Source organism: Turicibacter sp. H121, assembly GCF_001543345.1.
Classification (GTDB): Bacteria; Bacillota_I; Bacilli_A; order MOL361; family Turicibacteraceae; genus Turicibacter; species Turicibacter bilis.
The window spans coordinates 1,436,469-1,457,476 of record NZ_CP013476.1; the positions used below are offsets into that span (position 1 = coordinate 1,436,469).

Below are 21,008 nucleotides of genomic sequence, written 5' to 3' on the forward strand. Positions count from 1 at the left end.
AAGCGTTAAAATAATATTGTGAAAAATAATTTAAGGAGGACTCATCACATGAACAAAAAAACTGTTAAAGATGTTGAGTTAAATGGAAAGAAAGTCCTTGTACGTGTAGACTTCAACGTACCAATGAAAGACGGAAAAATTACAAATGACAACCGTATCGTAGCTGCATTACCTACAATCAAATACATCTTAGAAAATGGTGGACGTGCTATTTTATTCTCTCACTTAGGAAAAATCAAATCTGAAGAAGATAAAGCATCTAAATCATTACGTCCAGCTGCTGAGCGTTTAGCTGAGTTATTAGGACAAGACGTTAAATTCATCCCTGAAACTCGTGGAGCTGAATTAGAGGCTGCTATCGCTGAGTTAAAAGACGGAGAAGTTTTAATGTTCGAAAACACTCGTTTCGAAGATTTAGATGGTAAAAAAGAATCTAAAAATGATCCTGAGTTAGGTAAATACTGGGCTTCTTTAGGAGATATCTTCGTAAATGACGCATTCGGGACTGCACACCGTGCTCATGCATCAAACGTTGGAATCTCTGCTAACTTAGAAGCTGTAGCTGGATTCTTATTAGAAAAAGAAATCGAATTTATCGGTGGAGCTGTTGATGCGCCTCAACGTCCAATGGTTGCTATCTTAGGTGGAGCTAAAGTATCTGATAAAATCGGAGTTATCGAAAACTTATTAGATAAAGCTGACAAAGTATTAGTTGGTGGAGGAATGATGTTCACATTCCTTAAAGCTCAAGGTAAAAACATTGGTAAATCTTTATGTGAAGAAGATAAATTAGAATTAGCAAAAGCTTTACTAGAAAAAGGTGGAGACAAATTAGTTTTACCTATCGATACAGTTGCTGCTAAAGAATTCTCTAACGATACTGAGTTCCGCGTAGTTTCAGTTGATGCATTAGCTGATGACGAAATGGGATTAGATGTTGGACCAGCTACTGTTGAGTTATTCTCTAATGTATTAAAAGATGCTAAAACAGTTGTATGGAATGGACCAATGGGTGTATTCGAAATGTCTAACTTCGCTAAAGGAACTATCGGTGTATGTGAAGCTATCGCTAACTTAGAAGGTGCTATCACAATCATCGGTGGTGGAGATTCAGCTGCTGCTGCAATGCAATTAGGATACGCTGACAAATTCTCTCACATCTCAACAGGTGGAGGAGCTTCTTTAGAGTATTTAGAAGGTAAAGAATTACCAGGTGTTGCTTCATTAAGCGATAAATGCTGTGGATGCGGATGTAAATAATTTTTTAAACTAAACTCAAAGGAATTCACCTTTTTGTGAATTCCTTTTTTCCGACAAGATACATACTAAAATATTTAATAGAGGTGAGTTTCATGAGAAAACCAATCATCGCAGGAAACTGGAAAATGAACAAAAACTATGATGAAGCTGTAGAATTCATCAAAGCTGTAGCAGACAAAGTGCCAAGCTCAGATAAAGTAGAAACTGCTATCTGTGCTCCAGCATTATACTTACGTTCATTAGTTGAACATCAAGGAGAAAACTTACGTATTGGTGCTCAAAATATGCACTTCGAAGCTAACGGTGCATTCACTGGAGAAATCGCTCCAGGTATGTTAAAAGACTTAGGAGTAACTTATGTTATCTTAGGACACAGTGAGCGTCGTGAAATGTTCAACGAAACTGATGAAACAGTTAACAAAAAAACTCATGCAGCATTTGCTAACGGATTAGTTCCAATCGTTTGCTGTGGGGAATCTTTAGAAGAGCGTGAAAATGGAACAACTAACCAAGTAGTTGATTCTCAAATCAAACGCGCTTTAGAAGGATTATCATTAGAGCAAGTTAAAGAAACAGTTATCGCATATGAACCAATCTGGGCTATCGGAACCGGATTAACTGCTACTAACGAGCAAGCTAACGAAACTATCGGATACATCCGTTCAGTTGTAGCTCGCGAACATGGTCAAGAAGCTGCTGATGCTATCCGTATCCAATACGGTGGATCAGTTAAACCTAGCACAGTTGCTGGTTTAATGGCTCAACCAGAAATCGATGGAGCTTTAGTTGGTGGAGCTTCTTTAGATGTTGAATCATTCTTAGGATTATTAGAATTCTAATATTAACTTGATAGATAAAAGTCATCTTCTTTTAGAAGATGGCTTTTTTGATTTCTTGATTTGTTAGTTCGCCCAATTTCTACATAATTAGTTTATAATCGTAAATACTAATTGAAGTAAATTAACAATTATTTGAGGTGATTGGGATGAAGTTGAAGCGACTTTTTTTATTTGGATTATCTGCTATTTGTTTTATAATGACGGTTGCTTTTGGATCTCAAACCGTAAGTGCACAAGAAACAAAGTCAGAAACTCTTTATAAATATATTCAGGCAACACATGATATTCCATATCTACCAGTTAGCTATCAGTATACAGATTGGCGTGAACGAGCGACAAAGTTTAACGAGATGTTATTTAATATGAAGGACTATAATCTGATGTTTCTTGAAAAAGAATCTAAGAATACGGGGCGAGAATCCATTGGGATTGTGAGTTACACAGATGAAGAAAGAAAAGGTGAATATACACAAGCTTTAACCTTAATAGGTGCTTTATTATCAGCAGAGAAGCTTAATAAGGAGAGAATTGGTGAGGAGCAATTAAATAATTTAGTTCAGTTTGTTGAGTCTTACTACAATATTGAAAATGGTGAAGGAACTCTATTGAATTATCAAAATATGGATAGTACGGAGTTGAGTTTTTGGCAACAAATCTATCCTGCCCTAGCTTACTTCATGTTAATGGATCGTTATGAGGCGACTGTAGATTCCGATGCAATGCTTCGAAATATTGCGGATACATGGTATGAAGTCGTGATGGATTTAGGTGGCTCAGATGGAATTGTTGATTTTGGATATACGGGATATGACTTTAAAAATAAATGTCCTTTTGATAACGGTGAATGGATAGAACCGGATGCTGCAGCAGGAATTGCTTTACTTCAATATTATGCATTTGAGAAGTTTAATGATCGAAAGTATATTAAAGCAGCAACGCTGTGTATGAATTATATGGACGAATTCCAACGAAATCCTGGCTATGAACTGCTTTATTTATATCTTCCATATTTATCAGCACGTTTGAATTCAGTTGAAGAATATCATTTTAATACCGCGAAATATATGGAATTCTTCTTCACTGAAAGTGACTATCGCCATGAATATGGAACATTTAATGGAGATTTTGCAACAGGATTAATCGGGGAGCGTACACAGTATGGAGGAACACCATATTCGTTTCAAAGTATTGTCGGAGCAACAGCCTTAGTACCTATGTTAAAGTATGATCAACGCTACGCTGTTGAAGTTGGTCGTTACTTATTACAAGTGACTCAAAATCTAAACCTTTTTTATGATGTAGATGATCCCGTTTACGGTAATTTAATTCCGATGGAAAAAGTACAAAAAGATAATGAAACAGCCAATCAAAGATTATCTGTTTTAAGTGGTGCTTATTTAGGGCTATTAGCTGCGATGATTGAACCGACAAATGTAGAAGGAATTTTAAAGACCGATTTAAATACAAATGAGTATTATGTCGATAAGGAAAAACAAAATCCACTATTTTTATTATTTAACCCTCATGATGAAGAAAAGGTCGTTAATTACCGAGTTACAACTGACGGAACTGTTGATTTATATGATTTAGTCAGTCATACATTTATTGAACAAAATGTAACGAAAGAAACAGAGATTCAAATTAAGTCAACTGAAGCAGTTATTGTGCTTGAAATTCCAGTAGACGAAGGAGATAATCAGTACAAAATTGATCGTAAAGTCGAACATAGTGTCACTGCTAATGTGCCTGTAGCAACAAATATTGTGGGAATCTCACAGTACGAACCGATTTCTGATAATTATCCAATTGATTTAGAAATTAAATCAACGGATGATGCAGCTGTTTCGGATATTACGATTTATATTGATGGTCGACCTGTCTTTAAAAATGTGACTTATACACAACCTTATGTAGTTAAAGTCGATGAATTAGTTAATGGTTATCATTTACTTGAAGCAGAGGTAACAACGAATACAGGTGTTAAAGATTATTCATATGCTCGAATCTTTATTCAGAAAGAGGAAAATCCCTATTTAATTAATGCTCATGCTCACGATCTTGCAAATTGGACATCTTATAAAGAGGGGTCTATTCAATTACGTGAGGAATATAAAGAGGTTGTAATTGGTCGTAAAAGTAATGGTGGTGCAATTAGCGAACCATTTGAGATTGACTTTAGCCAAGTCCCAATGCTAGATTTACAAGTTGAAGGATTCACAGGAACATGGTCATTGATTTTGAAAGATGTATCCACAGATCAAGAGTTTTATTTGTTAAAGGATAGTACTGAATCTGGACATATTATTACAAGTATGAGCTACGCTTTAAATAAATTAAATTCAGGAAGGTTTAGTTTATTAGGGAAACATGAGGTGCAGTTAGCGATTGTTGGAGATAGTGATGATTCAGATGTTACAGTTAATAGTGTTCGTATTTTTAATCAGGGATTACAACCTCTTAAAGAACGTGAATGGAAATCATCATTTACGACTCAAAAAATTACACACTGGCAATCACGACTTAATGCTCTGGCAAAAATTAATTATTATCAAGGAACAGCTAATGTGCTTAATTTAAATCCTAATGGTAACGGAGGAATGCAGACGAGTTACTTCGAGGTTGACTTGAGTAAAAAACCTCAGTTCAAAATAAAGGTCGAAGAAGCTGATCAATTATGGTCATTGCTTGTTTATGTTGAAAGCAGTGATCGAGGTTATTATTTACAATATCCAACAAATAAGACAGGTACATTTACTTACGATATTAATAAAGCTTTAGAGAAGGCATTATCAAAAGAAGAATTAGAAAGTAAGTTAAATCTTCAGTTTTGGATTATCTCGAATGGTGAGTATGGTTCTGAAGTGAAGATTGATTATTTACGATTAGAGTATTCAAAGAATTGGATGGAGCTGATTGCAATTGGTGCAATAGTTATCTTAAGTGTCGTAGCTATTTGTGTTAATCTAAATAAAGATTCATAAGTGATAGAGAAGACCCCTGAAGTTTCAAGGGTCTTTTTTAGTCAATTAATATAGATTAAAAGATAATGGATGGCAAAGGCTATCCGCCTTTAATGTTAAGCCCTGCATGTTCCTGATGAATATGAAAGATAAAGAGGGGGCATAGCTGAATGTTTAGGTAGGTGCCTCTTTTTTATTATTAATTTTGGATAAATTTTGTAGAGGTTTATCGCCTGAACTCTGTTATGTATAAAATTATGGTAAAATAATAGAGGGGGTGGAGCCTTAATGATTATTAAAACTGAGATTATTGATTCATTTTTAGAACATGGAAATTTAGATGCAGTAAAGGAACATTGGATTTATCATACAATTGTACCTGGACAATATACATTTGAAGAACCATCATATGTGAATAAAGAGCTATTAGTTCATTTATATGAGACTATTCAAAATAGATTATATAATTTCAAACCATTAAATGAAGCATTATGGCACCAAGTATTTGGTGATATGCAAATTCCAGATACAACTGCAATTTATTTAATTGCTGGATCACCGAAACCTTATGATGGAGTCGTCAGAGAAGATCAGTCTGGAATGCGTTGTATTATCTTAGATTTAGTTCGTTTATGTACGTATGCTGACAGTTTAGAGGAACTTGATTTCATTGCAGCTGATTTTCTAACGCATGAGCTTTCACATGTCTTAATGAGCCAAAGATATCCATACTCTAAGCATTTACCAAAGGTTAATGTTTTAAAACAACTTGTCTTTGATGAAGGAATTGCGCATTTCCTATCATATAAAGAGGATGTGTTATCATTAGATTGGCATACAGACAAAATGAACAATAGACGTGAGTCAGTGTATCAAAAATTACGTTATTACTTAACACAAGAATATGCCTTAACTCCTGAAGCATTCTCGAAAGCAAATACAGGTTCATTCTGGGACAAGTATGCCTCGATTTCAGGAATGTTCGCTGTAATTTCATATTGTGAACAAGGCGGAAAACTTGAAGAATTACTCGATAAAGGACCTAATGCTTTACTAGAAATCATAGAAAAAGGTATCTGATAATAAATTCAGATACCTTTTTTTATGTCAGACTTCCATGATAATTGGGAAGATACTTGGACGACGTTTTGTTTTTTCATACAAGTAACGTTCGAGTGCTTTTTTAATACGGTTTTTCATCACGAGAATTTCATTTGTTTCATTTTCAAGAAGCATTTCAATTTCGGTTTGAGTAATTTGTTTGACTTCGTTCATTAAATCTTCTGATTCTTTAACATAAACAAATCCACGTGTTACAATATAAGGCTCACTGACTAATGTTTTTGATTCTTTATCAATTGTGGCGACAACGATTAACATTCCACCTTCGGCAAGCATTCGGCGGTCGCGTAAGACAACATTTCCAACATCTCCAACACCGATTCCATCAACGAAGATAGCTCCTGTGCGAACACGCCCATTAACTTCAGCACTGTGAGGTGTTAGCTCAAGAACTTGACCTGTGGATAAGACAACAATGTTGTCTTTCGGAATTCCAACCTTTTCAGCAAGGTTTTTATGATGAACAAGATGTCGGTATTCTCCGTGAACGGGCATAAAGAATTTCGGATGGGTTAGTCTAAGTATTAGTTTGAGCTCTTCTTGGCAGGCATGACCTGATACGTGAACAGCTTCTAAATCTTTATAGATGACGTTACATCCTTTACGATAGAGCTCATTGATGACACGTCCAATTAATTTGTCATTTCCCGGAATTGGTGAAGCTGAAATAATAAATAGGTCATTTGGTTTTAACTTAATGTGGCGATGATTAGAGAAAGCAATACGTGCTAAAGCGCCCATTGGTTCACCTTGACTACCTGTCACAATTAACGTTAATTCATCATCTGCTACACTATTAATATTATGGATATTAACAAGTTGATCATCATCGATATGAAGATAGCCCAGTTCAGTCGCGACTTTAGAGATATTTTCCATGCTACGTCCACTAAAAGCGACTTTACGGTTATATCGTTTAGATGCATCAATGATTTGTTGCATACGATGAATATTTGATGCAAAGGTGGCGACAATAATACGACCTGTGGCATGTTCAAAGAGTTTTGTAAAAGTCTCGCTGATTGCACGTTCGGACATCGTATAGCCTTTACGCTCAACGTTTGTACTATCTGACATTAGAAGAAGAATTCCTTCTTTAGCAAGTTCAGAGATACGTTCAAAATCCATCGGCTCATTATCAATTGGAGTTAAGTCAACTTTGAAATCTCCAGTATGGAAGATGATTCCGACAGGGGTATGAATGGCTAGTGAACAAGAATCTGCGATACTATGGGTGTTACGAATAAATTCAACTTCTAAATGATTAAACTTAGCACTTTCACGAGGTTTAATGATATTTAGTGAGGTTGTAGCTAGTAAGCCGTGCTCTTTGAGTTTATTTTCAATCAAACCAATGGTTAGTCGTGTTCCATAGATGGGGATATTGACTTGTTTTAAGATGAAGGGAATAGCTCCAATATGATCTTCATGACCATGTGTAATGAAGATTCCCTTAAGTTTCGATTCATTTTCAATAAGGTATGAGATATCTGGAATGATTAAATCAACTCCATACATATCTTCATCAGGAAAGGCTATTCCGCAATCAATGACAATGAGTTCGTCATCATATTCAATGGCAGTCATATTTTTACCAATCTCACCAAGACCACCAAGTGGGATGACTTTAAGTTTTTGAGTTTCTTCCAATTTTAACACCTTCTTTAATTTGAGTTGCTACTATTAGTATGATTGCATTCGGAAATCGTATACCAAACTGAAGATATGGCATAAGTATGGTGAAAAATGTATTTTAAGAGGTGATAGTATGAAAGTGGAGTTAACACATTTTTGAGTTAGAAAAGGGATGAGAATCAAGACAAGGAGTAGGTGAAATTTTTGAATTTAAGAGTGGAAGGGGATAGGATGTATTTATATTGGCTCTCCATACAAGAGGAGAAGGTTGGATAGAAGTAAGAGAGTGTGATCACGAGATCCATGTTCAATTTTAGAAAGAGTGTATTGATGAAACGTATAAGGATATGGATATGACTTCATTGGTCACGATGATTGTGAAGCGGGTAATTGACTGATTTTAAATCAAATAAAAAAGTCATCTCTTCAGAGATGACTTTTAGTTAGACTGTTAATTCAACGACGTATTTATATTTATCTGAGCGGTAATATGTTGTTGTGTATTCGATATTACGATTATATTGGTCTTGGCTAATACGAGTGCGTTTTAGTACTGCATCGTTTAATGGAATTTCTAGTGCTTGGCTAATTAAGTCATCAGCAAGCATGGCCTCGATATATTCTTCAGCATGAGAAATTTGAATGTTTTGTGCCGATAGTAATTGATAAAGTGATCCATATAATTCAGCATCGAATGGTAAATTTAAAAATCCTGGAATATAAGAGATGGAGAACATAATAATATCGTTATTAACCATACGAATACGGCTTAATCGTAAAACTTGTTCACTCGGATCAATATTTAATGCAGCAGCAACTGTTTCATCTGGTGTGACTAATGAAATATTAATTTGCTTATTTTTAATACTAATCCTTGTTCTTGCATTTTTTGAGTAAAACTTTTTACTGTTGATAATTTATCAGCAATTGCATTTGATAGTACGACGGTTCCTTTTCCGCGTCCGCGTTCTTTTCTTAAAAGACCTTCGTTAACTAATTCATTAACAGCTTGACGAATCGTCATACGGCTTACCCCAAACATATCCTCTAATTCATTCTCTGATGGAATTGTACTTCCGACAGCATATTCATTATTGATAATCTTGTGTTTTAAGATATCTTTAATTTGTAAGTACAATGGTTTAGAATCTTTTGAACGATCAAGTACCATGTTATCTCCTCCTATTTTTGTAAAAACGGTATCATTTAATAATATCATAATGTTTTTAGTGTTATTTATCAATAATTTAAATAACTTAAAATTAAAACAGATGGATGTTTCTCTATGTTATATCACTTGATTGAAGTATTACTAAATGAATCTACTTAATATAATTTATTATTAAAAGTATGAGCTAATTTGCTTACTTTTTAATCATGCTACTAGGTAAATAAATCGTAATCATGGAGATTAGGATAAGAAATAACCTACTAACTTCATTTTAGCTGGTTAGCATAAATTAATCTAATCATTTACTGTATAACCTAACTTTAAATCTAATTATATATTGCTTCAAAGAAAAAAAGATAAGCACTGTTAATTTTTCATACTTGAATAATGGAAGTAATAAAAAAAGGTAGTCACTCAATCAAATGAGCTCCTACCTTTAATTTACCATATGAAAGTACTTTCATTGTACAAAAATGTTCAAATTCATAAATTATCCAATTATTATGTCTGCTTTTGGATAACGAACTTTAGCTGGATGAGCATTTGCACGGAAGATCATTAAGAAAGTAATGATTCCAATACGTCCGATGAACATAGTGGCGATAAGGACAATTTTAGCAAATACCGTTAAGCTACCTGTGATTCCCATTGATAATCCTGTTGTACCGAAGGCTGAGCAGACTTCGAAGAAGATTTCCATTAATGAGAATGAATCACTTGCACAGATAAGAAGTGTCGAGAGACAAACAATTAAAGTAGCAACAATATAAATCATGAATGATTTATAAACGGTCTGTGTCTCAATTTCTCTTCCATATATATTAACATATTGTTTTCCGCGAGCAAATGATAAAATAGCTAAAACCATTAAAGCGAATGTTGTGGTACGAATTCCCCCACCTGATGAGTTTGGAGAAGAACCGATAAACATTAAACCACAGAACATTGTTAAAGTAGCAGTTGAGAAAGCATTCATATCAAACGTTGCAAATCCAGCATTACGAGTACTTAATGAATTGAATGTCGCATAGAAGAATCCTTCAATAAGCCCCTTATCTGCCAAGAAATGATTGTATTCAAAAATGTAGAATCCGATAATTCCAACAATCCATAAAATAATCGTTGTAATCATTGTTAGTTTAGTATAAATTGAGAATTTAAATCGTTGCTTTGTTTTTTTACAGTTGAAGTATTTTTGAATATCTAGAATAACTGGGAATCCCATTGCGCCAAAGAACATTAAAAACATAAGTAAAGTTTGAACAAAATAATCATTTTGGAAAGGAATTAATGACGCTCCTGTAATGTCAAATCCTGAGTTCGTAATCGATGAAACAGTTGTGAAGAATCCTTCAAGCATGGCTATCCAGTAAACGGGGTAATATCCTGCAAAGTAAAAGTAATTTCCGAGTATAAGCATAAAGATAAATTCAATCACTAAGAATGAGATTAAAACCGATTTAACGAGTTTGACAACACCACTTAGATTGATTTGATTTTGATCAGTCATGATAAGTGCTCGTTCCCGAGTTGAAATTTTATGACCAGCTAATAACCAAATAGCTGTTGAAATCATCATAAGTCCAAGTCCTCCAATTTGGAGATTTAATGCAAGAATTAAGATTCCTGGAAGACTAAATGTTTCAACTGTAGAGATAGGTGATAATCCAGTATTGCTAAGTCCACTCGTTGAAACGAAGAGGGCATCGAGAAAGGATAGTGACGCTCCTTCTTGAAGACTAAATGGTAGCCAAAGTAAGATGGCAAACCCGACCGTGAATAAGAAATAGTATCCAGCAATTAAACGTGTCGGGGTGGAATGAAGTAGATTTCTAATCTTTTTAAAGATAAACATGGTTGCGCTCCCTTTAATAGTTGAAAAGCATAACGAGATATTAATTTATTCAAACATGATTATATCATTAATAAATTTAAAGATGTGTAAAATTTAACAATTATTGCGGTTTAAAACGTTATTATCCATATAAGAAATTGTCATTTTTGCCCATCGTAAAAAATTTAAGGTTTATATCAGCCTGTATGAAGGACGTTGGATAATTTTAAGTCTATTGTGTTTAATGAAGAGCATTAATCTATCTAAATTACTTCTTTGATAATGTAATAGTAAGTCGGATGATTTGGTAAGTAAACGACGATTAGATAGTGAAGTTCATCTGTTGGTTTTAAAGTTTCATCTAAATAAATCGGTTCAACAACGGCATATTTGAACATATCCGGTAAGTTAATTTGGTGATGTTTAAGTAAATCAATCATTTTTTCCGATTTTTCAGCTAGACGATTAACAATTTGACGACGTTCTTGTTTGTTTAGACGATCTTCCCACCAAATTTTTGGTTTGATTTTACTTTGTGCTAAATAATCAAGTTTCATGTATGAAAGAACGGTTTGTAACTCTTCGTAAGAGATACTTTCTAAGTAATCGTATAATCGTATAAATAAATCACTTAGTTGATATTTAATCCAAGAATATCGATTTTCCCAATAGGCTCCAAATTGTTGCATGAATGCAAAAGGCGAAGCCTTAAATGGTCCATCTACTAAGTAAGCTATTGTATAATCCATGCGATGTGCATTCCAGTATCGCTCTAAAATTTCTTCTGCTAAATGTATGTTATGGACGTCTTCTTCTGATAATGCATTATTTCGTTTCATTTCATATGGAGCGAATTCATCATATTCATATCCAAATTCATTGGCCTGTTTACGAAGCCCTGTTCCACGTAACATTTTTAAGAAACCAAGTTGTAATTCTTCTGGACGTAAGTCGAAAACATCGTTAAATGATTGTTCGAAACGATCGTAAGGCTCTTCTGGTAATCCGGCGATTAAATCGAGGTGAAGAATAATCTTTTCACCTTCTTTAATACGTAAAATATTTGTTGTCAGTTTATCGAAGTTTTGGCGACGTTTAACTAATTGGTTCGTGAGTTCATAAGTAGATTGAATTCCAATTTCAAAACGGAATAATCCAGCAGGAGCATGCTCATTTAAATAGTCAATTAATTCAGTTGGCATGATATCAGCCGTTATTTCGAATTGGAATTGTGTTCCTGGTAAATGCTCTTCGATGATAAAATTAAACATCTCTAGTGCATATTTTTTATTAATATTGAAGGTACGATCTAAGAATTTGAGTGTTTTTGCGCCATTTTTCATTAAATAACGGATTTCATCTTTGACTTTTTCCATATCAAAATAACGAACTTTGTTATCCACAGAAGCTAAACAATATTGACATGAGTAAGGACATCCACGAGACGTTTCAATATATTGAATACGATTTGGTAAGTGTGGGATATCTTCTTCAAAATAAAATGGTGATAATATTTCTTTCGGATCAAGAATTGGTGCAGCTGGGTTTTGCACAGGCTCATTTGTCACCAGATTACGATAGACAATTCCTCGTACCTCTGACACCTCACGTCTTCCGTGTAAAGCTTCCATTAATTCTTTAAATGAGAGCTCACCTTCACCATAAATAATGTAATCAATTGGGCTTCTTGAGAACCAAACATCGAAATCATAAGAAACTTCCGGACCTCCCATGAAGATAGTTAACGTGGGATCTTTTTCTTTTAAAAGCTTAATTAATTGTAACGTTTTTTCTACGTTCCAAATATAAACACTGAATCCAATGATTTTTGGTTTACGTGATAATAAATCTTCAAGAATATTTTCGAGTGTATCTTTCAGTGTATATTCTCTTAGTGTGATATCGAATTCTGGAGCATTTGCTTTTAAATAACGAATGGCTAAGTTAGTATGAATATATTTTGAATTTAGCGTAGTTAATATAATGGACATTATGTAACACCTCATCTTTTTATCCTTTTCATTTTAGCATAAACGAACTTTAGAAACCTATATCTTTTTATAGCCTTTTAAAATGGAGCGGTAGACAAGAATGAAATGATCATTAAAAAATAAAATATTTATGGTTATAAAAGGTATAAAATTCCTTTTTATGTTAATACTGAATCTAGAATGTCTTTAGATGAGGTAGGTGAGATGATGTTAATTTCTATTCAAAACGTATGCAAAAACTATCGAGCAGGTGATATTGAAACAGCTGCTTTAAAAGATATCAATTTAGAAGTTAATAAAGGGGAGTTTGTGGTTGTATTAGGTCCTTCGGGTTCAGGGAAATCAACACTTCTTCATGTTAGTGGAGGTCTTGATGATGTGAATGATGGGACGATTATTGTTAATGGAGAAGAGATTACAAAGATGAAAGGCTCTCAACTAACAAATTTTCGACGAAAAGAATTAGGGTTTATTTTTCAACAGTATAATCTTATGCCAAATATGACTGTGTTTGAGAATGTAGAAGTAGGAGCCCGTTTAAGTCATCATCCATTAGATGTTGAAAAGGTGTTACAAGAAGTGATGCTTGATGATTTATTTAGTCAGTTTCCGTATCAATTATCGGGGGGACAGCAGCAACGGGTGGCAATTGCACGAGCGATTGCTAAAAATCCATCGATTTTATTTTGTGATGAGCCAACTGGGGCATTAGATGAGGAAACAGGTAAAACAGTGCTTGAAGTATTACAGCGTATTAATGAAGAGTTTCAGACGACTATCTTTTTAATTACTCATAATTTAGGAATTGCAGATATGGCAGATAAGGTGGTCCGCATGAAGTCAGGTGAGATTGTTGAAGTTAGACATAATACTCATAAAAAGCGTGCCTCTGAAGTGAGTTGGGCTTAATGTTATCAAAGAATCTATTACGAACTATTCGTCAGAAACCTTTTCAATTCTTATCTATTGTTGCCTTAATTATGATGGCCTCTTTTATTTATGTCGCTTTACAGGGATCAATCTCATCAGTTAGTTATTTCTTAACTGACTATACTCAGAAAATGAATCAGGAAGATTTCTTTGTTGTCTTATCTGCTCCAACAACTAACGATATTAAAGAGATGATTTCAAGGAAGGGGATTAGTGTCTCTGCTTTAGCTGATCAATCCAAAAGTCAGTTAATGAAAGAATATGAATATACGTTAATTGATTATTATGATGATCAATTAGAGATTTTAAGTAATGAGTTTGATGTGACCTTTGAAGGTCGATTTTATCGTGATGTGGTAACAGAGGTCAATGGACAAACGTATGATTATCGTGTCATTAAGCAGACTGATTCAGTTAATCTAACGTATATATTAGATGGAGAGTTGCCAATCAAAAACGACGAAGTAGCTATTTTTAAAACGTATGCGGATGCTAATGAATTAAGTATTGGTGATTCAATCTTATTAAATGATAAATCATTTGTCATTTCAGCTTTTGTTGCCGTTCCAGATTATATTTATCCGATTTTTAATTATGACAATCCTTTGTATGAGCCAGCCCGTGAGACGATTGCGATTGTGACAGAAACAGCTTATGAAGCCTTTAATGAAAAGCAATGGGTCTTATATAGTGGTTATTTCAATCATGATGTAGATGACTTAGAATCTGTTGTCTCTCAAATTTCAGATACTCAAGGAGTGTCGTATGCGATGAGCAAAGATATTAATGTTAGAATTAGTACCGTTAATGCTCATTTAAGTAGTAATCAATTATTATCAATGACCTTTACAGGATTATTATTGATGATGTCTGTCATTGTCATTGTGCTAGTCATGAAAAAGAGAATTAATGCAGAACGTGTTCAAATTGGTGTTTTAAAAGCCATAGGATATAGTTCATTTCAGATTGCAGTCAGTTATGTCACCTATCCGCTCCTTGCTACCATCATTGGTAGTTTAATCGGTTTCTTTTTGGGGATAGGTGTAGCAGCTATGTTGGCCAATACTTATATGACAAGTTATATTGTTCCATTGATTCGCTTTTATTTTAAGAAAGAGTTAGTGTTAGGCGGTATTATCTATCCGATGATTGTTGTTGGATTTGCAAGTTTTGTAATCTTATTAGTTTTACTTAAAGATGAACCATTGAAGTTAATGAGAGAAAGTAGTTACTTGAAAATTTCAACAGTTTCTAAATGGTTAATGAAGTTTTTAAAGCCGTTTGATTTTGAAATAAGATTTAAATATTCATTGGCTTTTAGGAATATTGGAAAAATACTTTCATTGTTTAGTATTGTGCTAGTAGCAAGTAGTTTCCTTGTTTTTTCCTCAATCGCTTTTAAGTCAGTAGAGAATATTGTGGATAAGGCGTTTAAAAACGTTAATTACAGTTATCAAATTAAGTACAACAAGTTAATTAACAAACCATTTACTGGGACAGAAACTCCATTTTTAGAATATATGGTAGAACCGATTTTAGATGAGAAAAATACAGCTTTCTGTTTGTACGGTATCGATCCTTATAACTTTATCAATCCGCTTTATAATGCGGCGGGCGAAGAAATTACCTCTTTGGCGAAAGATGGTGTGATTATTAACGAGTTTATTGCTCGTGCCTATTCATTACAAATAGGTGATGAACTGTCTCTTCAAGTTAAAGGAAAGGTGCTCAGTTATCCGGTGGTTGGGATTGTTAATCACTACAATGGTCCGATGCTCTATACAAGTCTTAATGGCTTAATTAGAAATCTAGATCTTGAAGCGGGTGTTTATAATGGAAAATGGAGTAATGATCGACCGGATAGTGATAAAAACCTTTCTTATATTTTTTCCATCGATGATCTAGCGAGAAATATAGAAGTTGGAATGGACATGATTCAAGTCTCGTTAATGATTATGGTAGTTGTTGCTGTTATTTTGGGTAGCATTATGATGATATTGATTACAACATTTATTATTGATGAAAATCAGAAACAGATTTCGATTCTTAAAGTGATGGGATACTGTGAGAATGAGATTTCGAAAATGGTGTTAACGATCTATTTCCCCTTTGTGATGATAGCTTATTTATTGAGTATTCCCCTAACTAGAGCAGGAGTCGATTATATTATGACGCTGATTGCTTCCGAACTTCCAATGGCAATTCCAACGGATTTTACAATGGCTCAAACTATTATTGGGGGACTTACGGTTATGATGACTTACTTGATTGCCATGAAGTGTTCAAAAGTTCAGCTTGATAAAATTTCATTACATGAGGTTTTAAAGTATTAGTTTGTATTTCATATTCAAAATCTATATGTTTTGTGATATTCTAAAGACAACCTATGTCATAAAAGAAAGGGGTCTTGTAATTCAAATGGAAAAAGTGTTATTTGACCAAGATACGATTACACGTTCATTAAAAAGGATTGCTCATGAAATTTTAGAGAAAAATGATAATTTAAATGATGTTGTTATTATTGGAATCAAGACGCGTGGTTCATATTTAGCTGAACGTCTTGTTCGTTTAATTGAAGTATTTGAAGGTGTTACTGTTCCGTTAGGAGAGTTAGATATTACAAAATATCGAGATGATATTACACGTGAAATGAAAGAAGTTATTGTAAACCAGAGTACAGTACCGATGACATTAAACGGGAAGACTGTTATTTTGGTTGATGATGTTTTATATACAGGACGTACTGTACGTGCCGCTTTAGAAGCAGTACTTGAGTATGGTCGTCCCAAAAACATTCAATTAGCCACGTTAATTGATCGCGGTCATCGTGAATTACCAATTCGCGCGGATTATGTTGGAAAGAACATTCCAACGTCTCAAAAAGAAGTTGTTAACGTTTATTTAACAGAATTAGATAAACAAGATGCTGTTGTTTTATCTAAAGAATAATTAAAAAGGTGCCATAAGGCACCTTTTAATGTATAGTCTATTGAATAAAAAGATTTAAAATACAATATAATGATGTAGAGTAATTTAATAAATTATTGATTTATCGAGTATAAAGGAGGAATCATTGATGCCAGAACTATCCCCTAAGATTGTCGGTCTTATGTCTACTAAATTAGATGATGGGTTAGGTATGTTTGAGTTTTTAATTGGTAGTAATGAGGAAGTATTACTTTCTTATAAATCAGTTCGAGATCGATTAATTGTAACGAATAAGAAATTATTAATTATTGATGTTCAAGGTGTAACTGGTCGTAAGAAAGAGTACATGGTTTTACCTTATTCTAAGTTAACTGGTTTTTCTTGTGAAAGTGCAGGAACCTTTGACATGGATGCGGAACTAAAAGTATGGGCATCTGCTATTAATCAGGTTGAGTTTCAGTTTTTAAAAGGGACTGATATTCGACCACTTGCAAAAGTATTAAACGAACAATTGTGTGGTTGATAATACCACTAGCATTTTAGTGAATAGACGAGTATAATACTTATTAAGATGAAATTATAGAAGGGGTTTAAAAACTATAATTTCACCAATTAAACGTTAGTTTTAAATGAAAAGCACCGAAATGTACTATGTGTCCTGCGGGTGCTTTTTATTTTTGTTGAACGTAAGAATTTTGTAGTATTTTGCGTTTAATTCAATCTGATATCTGTTAGACTAGGATTATGAAGAAAAGTAGGTGAACATATTGGTTGAGAATTATACTGAGCATTTAAATATAAAAGCATTTCAAGATGATTTAATTAATTGGTATTATAAAGTTAAACGTGATTTGCCTTGGCGTATCAATCGTGACCCTTATCGTATTTTAGTATCAGAAATTATGTTACAACAAACACAAGTTGTGACAGTTATTCCTTACTATGAACGGTTTATGAAGCTATTTCCAACGACAAAAGAACTAGCTGAAGCTGATGATCAAACGTTATTAAAAGCATGGGAAGGTCTTGGTTATTACTCGCGTGCTCGCAATCTACGAGAAAGTGCACGAATGATTGAAGAGATGGGAGGATTCCCTACAACTCATGAAGAAATACTTAAGTTAAAAGGGGTTGGACCTTATACGGCAGGTGCTGTTAGCAGTATTGCTTTTGGAATTCCAGCGCCAGCCGTTGATGGAAATGTCTTTCGTGTGATGAGTCGTGTGTGTTGTATTTTTGAAGATATCGCTAAAGCGAAAACGAGAAAGATTTTTGAAGCTGTTGTTTCAGACGTTATTTCTCATGAAGATCCGAGTGCTTTTAATCAAGGATTAATGGAATTAGGAGCAACAATTTGTACACCCAAATCTCCAAAATGTTTAGACTGTCCTGTAAAAAAACATTGTCAGGCATTTAAACAGGGAATTGATGATTTATTACCTGTTAAAACAAAAGTAAATGCTCAAACAAAAACAAAACTTGTTGTAGCAATCGTTAAAAATCAACAAGGTGAATATTTAGTGAATAAACGTCCTGAAACGGGATTACTTGCTAATTTCTACGAGTTTTTAAGTTTTGAATATACAGGGCAGAAAGAACCAAGAGAATTTTTGTTAGAAAAGTTATCCCCAATTTGTAAAGAAATCGAGTGCATTGAACCAATCGGAACCTTTACTCATGTGTTTTCTCATCGTATTTGGGAAATGGAAAGTTACTGTGTGAATGTACAAACAGGATATAGTGATGAAATTGCTGAAGATCCAAATCTGTGGATTAATGAGCAAAATCTATATGAATATCCACTAGTTGCTGCTCATCAAAAAATATTAAAGGAATATGAGAAGTAAATTATTTGATTATTTAGGAAAAAAATGTTAAATTTATTATGTAATAGATTACTAGGGGTGCCTTACGGCTGAGAGTGCAAATTGCATAACCCTTTGAACCTGAACTAGTTAGGACTAGCGGAGGGAAGTAGACGAGCCTTTTGATGATAAAAGGATATTCTTATACTTTAAATTATGCCGTAAAGCCTCCTGATTATAGGGAGGATTTTTTTATGAGAAATTCACAAACAAAAAAATTAGTAGAGATTAGTATTCTAGTAGCCTTAGCTTTTGTTCTTGATTACTTGGCTAATCTTTTTATGGGATGGTTTTGGCCAAATGGAGGCTCAATTTCTATCTCATTAGTTCCACTCGCCATTATTGCATTCCGTTATGGATGGATTGCAGGATTTACAGGTGGATTTGTGATGGGATTATTGCAATTATTAACGGGTGCTTATATTATTCACCCAGTTCAATTATTATTTGATTATCCATTACCATATGCCGTGTTAGGTTTTGCTGGGTTCTTTGCTTCAAAGGTCAATCACACAACAGGATCAAAACGTATGACTTATATTTGGGTAGCAACTGGTGTTGCTTCACTTGCTAGATTTTTATGTCATGTTATTTCTGGTGTAGTCTTCTTCTCTGAATATGCAGGATCTCAAAATCCATGGGTGTATTCAATTGTTTATAATGCTCCTTATATTATTGCTTCATATATTGTGAGTGCATTACTGTTAACGATCTTATATCAAGGATACTCTTCACAGTTAGTATTAAAAGATTCAGTGAATCAAACTGTTAAGACGATTTAATAAAAAATCCGACAAATTTGTCGGATTTTTTTGTGCACTTTAGAGCTCTGCCTAAATATAATATAAATATGGTATAATATAGGAGAAATTATAATTATAAGGGGGAGTTAGAATGCAAGAGTTTAGTATATTTATTGCGCCGTTGTTGTTTATGTTCTTTGGCCTTGTGACTTATCTTGAATCTGATTTACCGCATCGAAGGCTTGGTTATCGTGTGTTATCAGTTAAACAAACAGTTGAGACATGGCGAGTATCTAATAAGTTTGCCGCAAAGTTATTATTGATTGTTGGTGGTATCTTATTAGTTATTGGTGTGTTTTTAAACTCTTATTTTAGAACATTAGCTATTTGGGAATTAATCATCATAAATTTAGTTGAGATTATTGTTATGGCGCTATTAGTTGTAGGATTGACAGAATGGCGTGTTCATATGTCATTTGATAAAGAAGGTAATCGTAAGTAATTATGAACGAACAATTTAAAAACTTAAGGCCTACGTTTAATTAATTGTTAATTAAGCGTAGGCCTTTTTTTATTTAGATGAATTGTTTTTCATTACGAAGTCATATCCTTTTAAGAAGAGATATGTCAAAACTGATACGACGGAAAGTAAGATAACGAGATTGCTAGCAATATAGGTAAGTGCTTGTAATGGCGTATTCACTGATTCTACTGGCATATAATATTCTCCTCCTTTACAATTCAGTATAAGTAAACAGATGATCATTCATACATCTGCCTGATATTTTTCTCATTTTACTAAATAAAATAGCTTAAAAATAAGGAAGAATTCTGTTGTTTCTGTATTTTATTTGGTGGATTTCGGTGTGTTTTTGTAGTATTCTATGGATATTGAGACATAGGAGGTTTGAAGATGGATATTAAGGTTGCATTTTTTGATGTAGATGGGACAATTGTGGATAATCATTCAAAGAAAAATCAGTCGTCTGATATGGAGTTAGTGCCAGCTTCAGCGGTTGAGGCAATTCGTTTATTAAAAGAGAATGGAATTACACCATTTATTGCAACAGGACGTTCACCATTCATGATTGAGGAATTATTAAAGGGACTAGAGATTGATAGTTTTATTTGTACAAATGGTCAGTATGCAGTGATGAATGGCCGTGTCATGTATGAAGCGCCATATAGTCAAGCGTTATTAGATGAAATTGTAGCAGTGGCAAAAGAAAATCATGTGCCATTACTATGGATGCCAACTCATCATTATGTGTTATCCGGGGAAAACCAAGAAGTATTACTCGAGGCACTTGATAATATGAATTTACCTTATCCAATCATTGAAACAAATTTAGAGAAACCGGATTATAAAATTTATCAAATGGTAGCGGGAGTAACAAAGGAAAATGAACATATCTTTGAACCGATTGAGGAGGTTCGTATTGTTCGCTGGCAACCAAATGGAATTGACTTATTACCAAAGGTTGGATCAAAAGCAACAGCCATTGAAGTTATTTTAGACAAATTAGGATTAAAACCGGAGAATGCCGTTGCTTTTGGAGATGGATTAAATGATATTGAAATGTTACAAACAGTTGGTTGTGGAGTCGCAATGGGAAATGCCCATGAAGAATTAAAGAAACATGCTAATTACGTGGCAAAACCAGTGTATGAAGATGGGATCTATAATGCTTGTAAAGATTTAGGACTAATTTAATAGGAAAGTCACTGAA

Annotated in this window: 18 protein-coding genes and 1 riboswitch; of the genes, 12 read left to right on the top strand and 6 right to left on the bottom strand. The window is 33.8% G+C overall.

Annotated elements, in window-relative coordinates:
• Window positions 1–48: 48 nt before the first annotated feature.
• The 4 genes from AT726_RS06930 to AT726_RS06945 all read left to right on the top strand — a co-directional run bounded on the left by AT726_RS06930 (window position 49) and on the right by AT726_RS06945 (window position 6,139).
• The gene (locus tag AT726_RS06930; RefSeq protein ID WP_055243362.1) at window positions 49–1,260 is read left to right on the top strand and encodes a phosphoglycerate kinase; all 1,212 of its coding nucleotides are present in this window, start codon (window positions 49–51) and stop codon (window positions 1,258–1,260) included.
• A gap of 92 nt (window positions 1,261–1,352) precedes the next feature.
• On the top strand, window positions 1,353–2,099 hold the full coding sequence (gene tpiA / locus AT726_RS06935; RefSeq protein WP_055243363.1) for a triose-phosphate isomerase: 747 nt from the start codon (window positions 1,353–1,355) through the stop codon (window positions 2,097–2,099).
• Between the two features lie 146 nt (window positions 2,100–2,245).
• Window positions 2,246–5,080 carry a hypothetical protein gene (locus AT726_RS06940; RefSeq protein WP_055243364.1) on the top strand — a complete coding sequence of 945 codons (2,835 nt, stop codon included), beginning with the start codon at window positions 2,246–2,248 and terminating at the stop codon, window positions 5,078–5,080.
• A 267-nt stretch (window positions 5,081–5,347) separates the two neighbouring features.
• Complete coding sequence (locus AT726_RS06945) at window positions 5,348–6,139, top strand: hypothetical protein (RefSeq protein WP_055243365.1); 792 nt, start codon at window positions 5,348–5,350, stop codon at window positions 6,137–6,139.
• Window positions 6,140–6,166: 27 nt separating this feature from the next.
• Here AT726_RS06945 and AT726_RS06950 read toward each other — a convergent pair whose 3' ends face one another.
• The 5 genes from AT726_RS06950 to AT726_RS06965 all read right to left on the bottom strand — a co-directional run bounded on the left by AT726_RS06950 (window position 6,167) and on the right by AT726_RS06965 (window position 12,812).
• A complete protein-coding gene (locus AT726_RS06950; protein ID WP_055305363.1) occupies window positions 6,167–7,831 on the bottom strand; it encodes a ribonuclease J in 1,665 nt (554 codons plus the stop codon).
• Between the two features lie 428 nt (window positions 7,832–8,259).
• Window positions 8,260–8,733, bottom strand: a complete 474-nt coding sequence (locus AT726_RS13185) for a GntR family transcriptional regulator (RefSeq protein ID WP_335338325.1) — start codon at window positions 8,731–8,733, stop codon at window positions 8,260–8,262.
• Window positions 8,652–8,987 (bottom strand): GntR family transcriptional regulator, encoded by a 336-nt coding sequence (locus AT726_RS13190; RefSeq protein ID WP_237297014.1) that lies wholly within the window; start codon window positions 8,985–8,987, stop codon window positions 8,652–8,654. The genes AT726_RS13185 and AT726_RS13190 overlap by 82 nt, the downstream gene beginning before the upstream one ends.
• A 490-nt stretch (window positions 8,988–9,477) precedes the next feature.
• Window positions 9,478–10,842 (bottom strand): TrkH family potassium uptake protein, encoded by a 1,365-nt coding sequence (locus AT726_RS06960; RefSeq protein WP_055243368.1) that lies wholly within the window; start codon window positions 10,840–10,842, stop codon window positions 9,478–9,480.
• A gap of 242 nt (window positions 10,843–11,084) precedes the next feature.
• Window positions 11,085–12,812, bottom strand: coding sequence for a B12-binding domain-containing radical SAM protein (locus tag AT726_RS06965; RefSeq protein WP_068759280.1), 1,728 nt, complete (start codon window positions 12,810–12,812; stop codon window positions 11,085–11,087).
• A gap of 204 nt (window positions 12,813–13,016) precedes the next feature.
• Here AT726_RS06965 and AT726_RS06970 point away from each other — a divergent pair, with 204 nt between their 5' ends.
• The 7 genes from AT726_RS06970 to AT726_RS07000 all read left to right on the top strand — a co-directional run bounded on the left by AT726_RS06970 (window position 13,017) and on the right by AT726_RS07000 (window position 19,780).
• Window positions 13,017–13,721 (top strand): ABC transporter ATP-binding protein, encoded by a 705-nt coding sequence (locus AT726_RS06970; RefSeq protein ID WP_370456856.1) that lies wholly within the window; start codon window positions 13,017–13,019, stop codon window positions 13,719–13,721.
• Window positions 13,721–16,075, top strand: coding sequence for an ABC transporter permease (locus tag AT726_RS06975; RefSeq protein ID WP_068759281.1), 2,355 nt, complete (start codon window positions 13,721–13,723; stop codon window positions 16,073–16,075). Before AT726_RS06970 ends, AT726_RS06975 begins: the two co-directional genes overlap by 1 nt.
• Window positions 16,076–16,160: 85 nt before the next feature.
• Window positions 16,161–16,691, top strand: a complete 531-nt coding sequence (gene pyrR, locus AT726_RS06980; protein WP_055243372.1) for a bifunctional pyr operon transcriptional regulator/uracil phosphoribosyltransferase PyrR — start codon at window positions 16,161–16,163, stop codon at window positions 16,689–16,691.
• Window positions 16,692–16,818: 127 nt separating this feature from the next.
• Window positions 16,819–17,193 carry a PH domain-containing protein gene (locus AT726_RS06985; RefSeq protein ID WP_055243373.1) on the top strand — a complete coding sequence of 125 codons (375 nt, stop codon included), beginning with the start codon at window positions 16,819–16,821 and terminating at the stop codon, window positions 17,191–17,193.
• 244 nt (window positions 17,194–17,437) lie between these two features.
• Window positions 17,438–18,517: an A/G-specific adenine glycosylase gene (gene mutY, locus AT726_RS06990; RefSeq protein ID WP_055243374.1), complete on the top strand. Its 1,080-nt coding sequence runs from the start codon at window positions 17,438–17,440 to the stop codon at window positions 18,515–18,517.
• Window positions 18,518–18,560: 43 nt separating this feature from the next.
• A riboswitch (TPP riboswitch) is annotated at window positions 18,561–18,660 on the top strand.
• 69 nt (window positions 18,661–18,729) lie between these two features.
• Window positions 18,730–19,317, top strand: a complete 588-nt coding sequence (gene thiT, locus AT726_RS06995; RefSeq protein WP_055243375.1) for an energy-coupled thiamine transporter ThiT — start codon at window positions 18,730–18,732, stop codon at window positions 19,315–19,317.
• Window positions 19,318–19,429: 112 nt separating this feature from the next.
• Window positions 19,430–19,780 carry an SdpI family protein gene (locus tag AT726_RS07000; protein WP_055243376.1) on the top strand — a complete coding sequence of 117 codons (351 nt, stop codon included), beginning with the start codon at window positions 19,430–19,432 and terminating at the stop codon, window positions 19,778–19,780.
• A gap of 69 nt (window positions 19,781–19,849) precedes the next feature.
• Here the strand turns inward: AT726_RS07000 and AT726_RS13035 are convergent, their stop codons facing one another.
• Window positions 19,850–19,996: a hypothetical protein gene (locus AT726_RS13035; RefSeq protein WP_172676264.1), complete on the bottom strand. Its 147-nt coding sequence runs from the start codon at window positions 19,994–19,996 to the stop codon at window positions 19,850–19,852.
• Between the two features lie 195 nt (window positions 19,997–20,191).
• On the opposite strand from AT726_RS13035, the gene AT726_RS07005 reads away from it, so the two are divergent.
• A complete protein-coding gene (locus tag AT726_RS07005; protein ID WP_055275563.1) occupies window positions 20,192–20,992 on the top strand; it encodes a Cof-type HAD-IIB family hydrolase in 801 nt (266 codons plus the stop codon).
• Window positions 20,993–21,008: the final 16 nt, after the last annotated feature.

Bases quoted from the DNA above. Each gene is read 5' to 3' on its own strand.
- tpiA (WP_055243363.1), top strand. From the start codon at position 1,353: ATGAGAAAACCAATCATCGCAGGAAACTGGAAAATGAACAAAAACTAT.
- AT726_RS06970 (WP_370456856.1), top strand. From the start codon at position 13,017: ATGATGTTAATTTCTATTCAAAACGTATGCAAAAACTATCGAGCAGGT.
- AT726_RS07000 (WP_055243376.1), top strand. From the start codon at position 19,430: ATGCAAGAGTTTAGTATATTTATTGCGCCGTTGTTGTTTATGTTCTTT.
- AT726_RS06940 (WP_055243364.1), top strand. From the start codon at position 2,246: ATGAAGTTGAAGCGACTTTTTTTATTTGGATTATCTGCTATTTGTTTT.
- pyrR (WP_055243372.1), top strand. From the start codon at position 16,161: ATGGAAAAAGTGTTATTTGACCAAGATACGATTACACGTTCATTAAAA.
- AT726_RS13190 (WP_237297014.1), bottom strand. From the start codon at position 8,987: ATGGTACTTGATCGTTCAAAAGATTCTAAACCATTGTACTTACAAATT.
- AT726_RS06975 (WP_068759281.1), top strand. From the start codon at position 13,721: ATGTTATCAAAGAATCTATTACGAACTATTCGTCAGAAACCTTTTCAA.
- AT726_RS06985 (WP_055243373.1), top strand. From the start codon at position 16,819: ATGCCAGAACTATCCCCTAAGATTGTCGGTCTTATGTCTACTAAATTA.
- AT726_RS06965 (WP_068759280.1), bottom strand. From the start codon at position 12,812: ATGTCCATTATATTAACTACGCTAAATTCAAAATATATTCATACTAAC.
- AT726_RS06945 (WP_055243365.1), top strand. From the start codon at position 5,348: ATGATTATTAAAACTGAGATTATTGATTCATTTTTAGAACATGGAAAT.
- AT726_RS06960 (WP_055243368.1), bottom strand. From the start codon at position 10,842: ATGTTTATCTTTAAAAAGATTAGAAATCTACTTCATTCCACCCCGACA.
- thiT (WP_055243375.1), top strand. From the start codon at position 18,730: ATGAGAAATTCACAAACAAAAAAATTAGTAGAGATTAGTATTCTAGTA.
- AT726_RS07005 (WP_055275563.1), top strand. From the start codon at position 20,192: ATGGATATTAAGGTTGCATTTTTTGATGTAGATGGGACAATTGTGGAT.
- AT726_RS06930 (WP_055243362.1), top strand. From the start codon at position 49: ATGAACAAAAAAACTGTTAAAGATGTTGAGTTAAATGGAAAGAAAGTC.
- AT726_RS13035 (WP_172676264.1), bottom strand. From the start codon at position 19,996: ATGCCAGTAGAATCAGTGAATACGCCATTACAAGCACTTACCTATATT.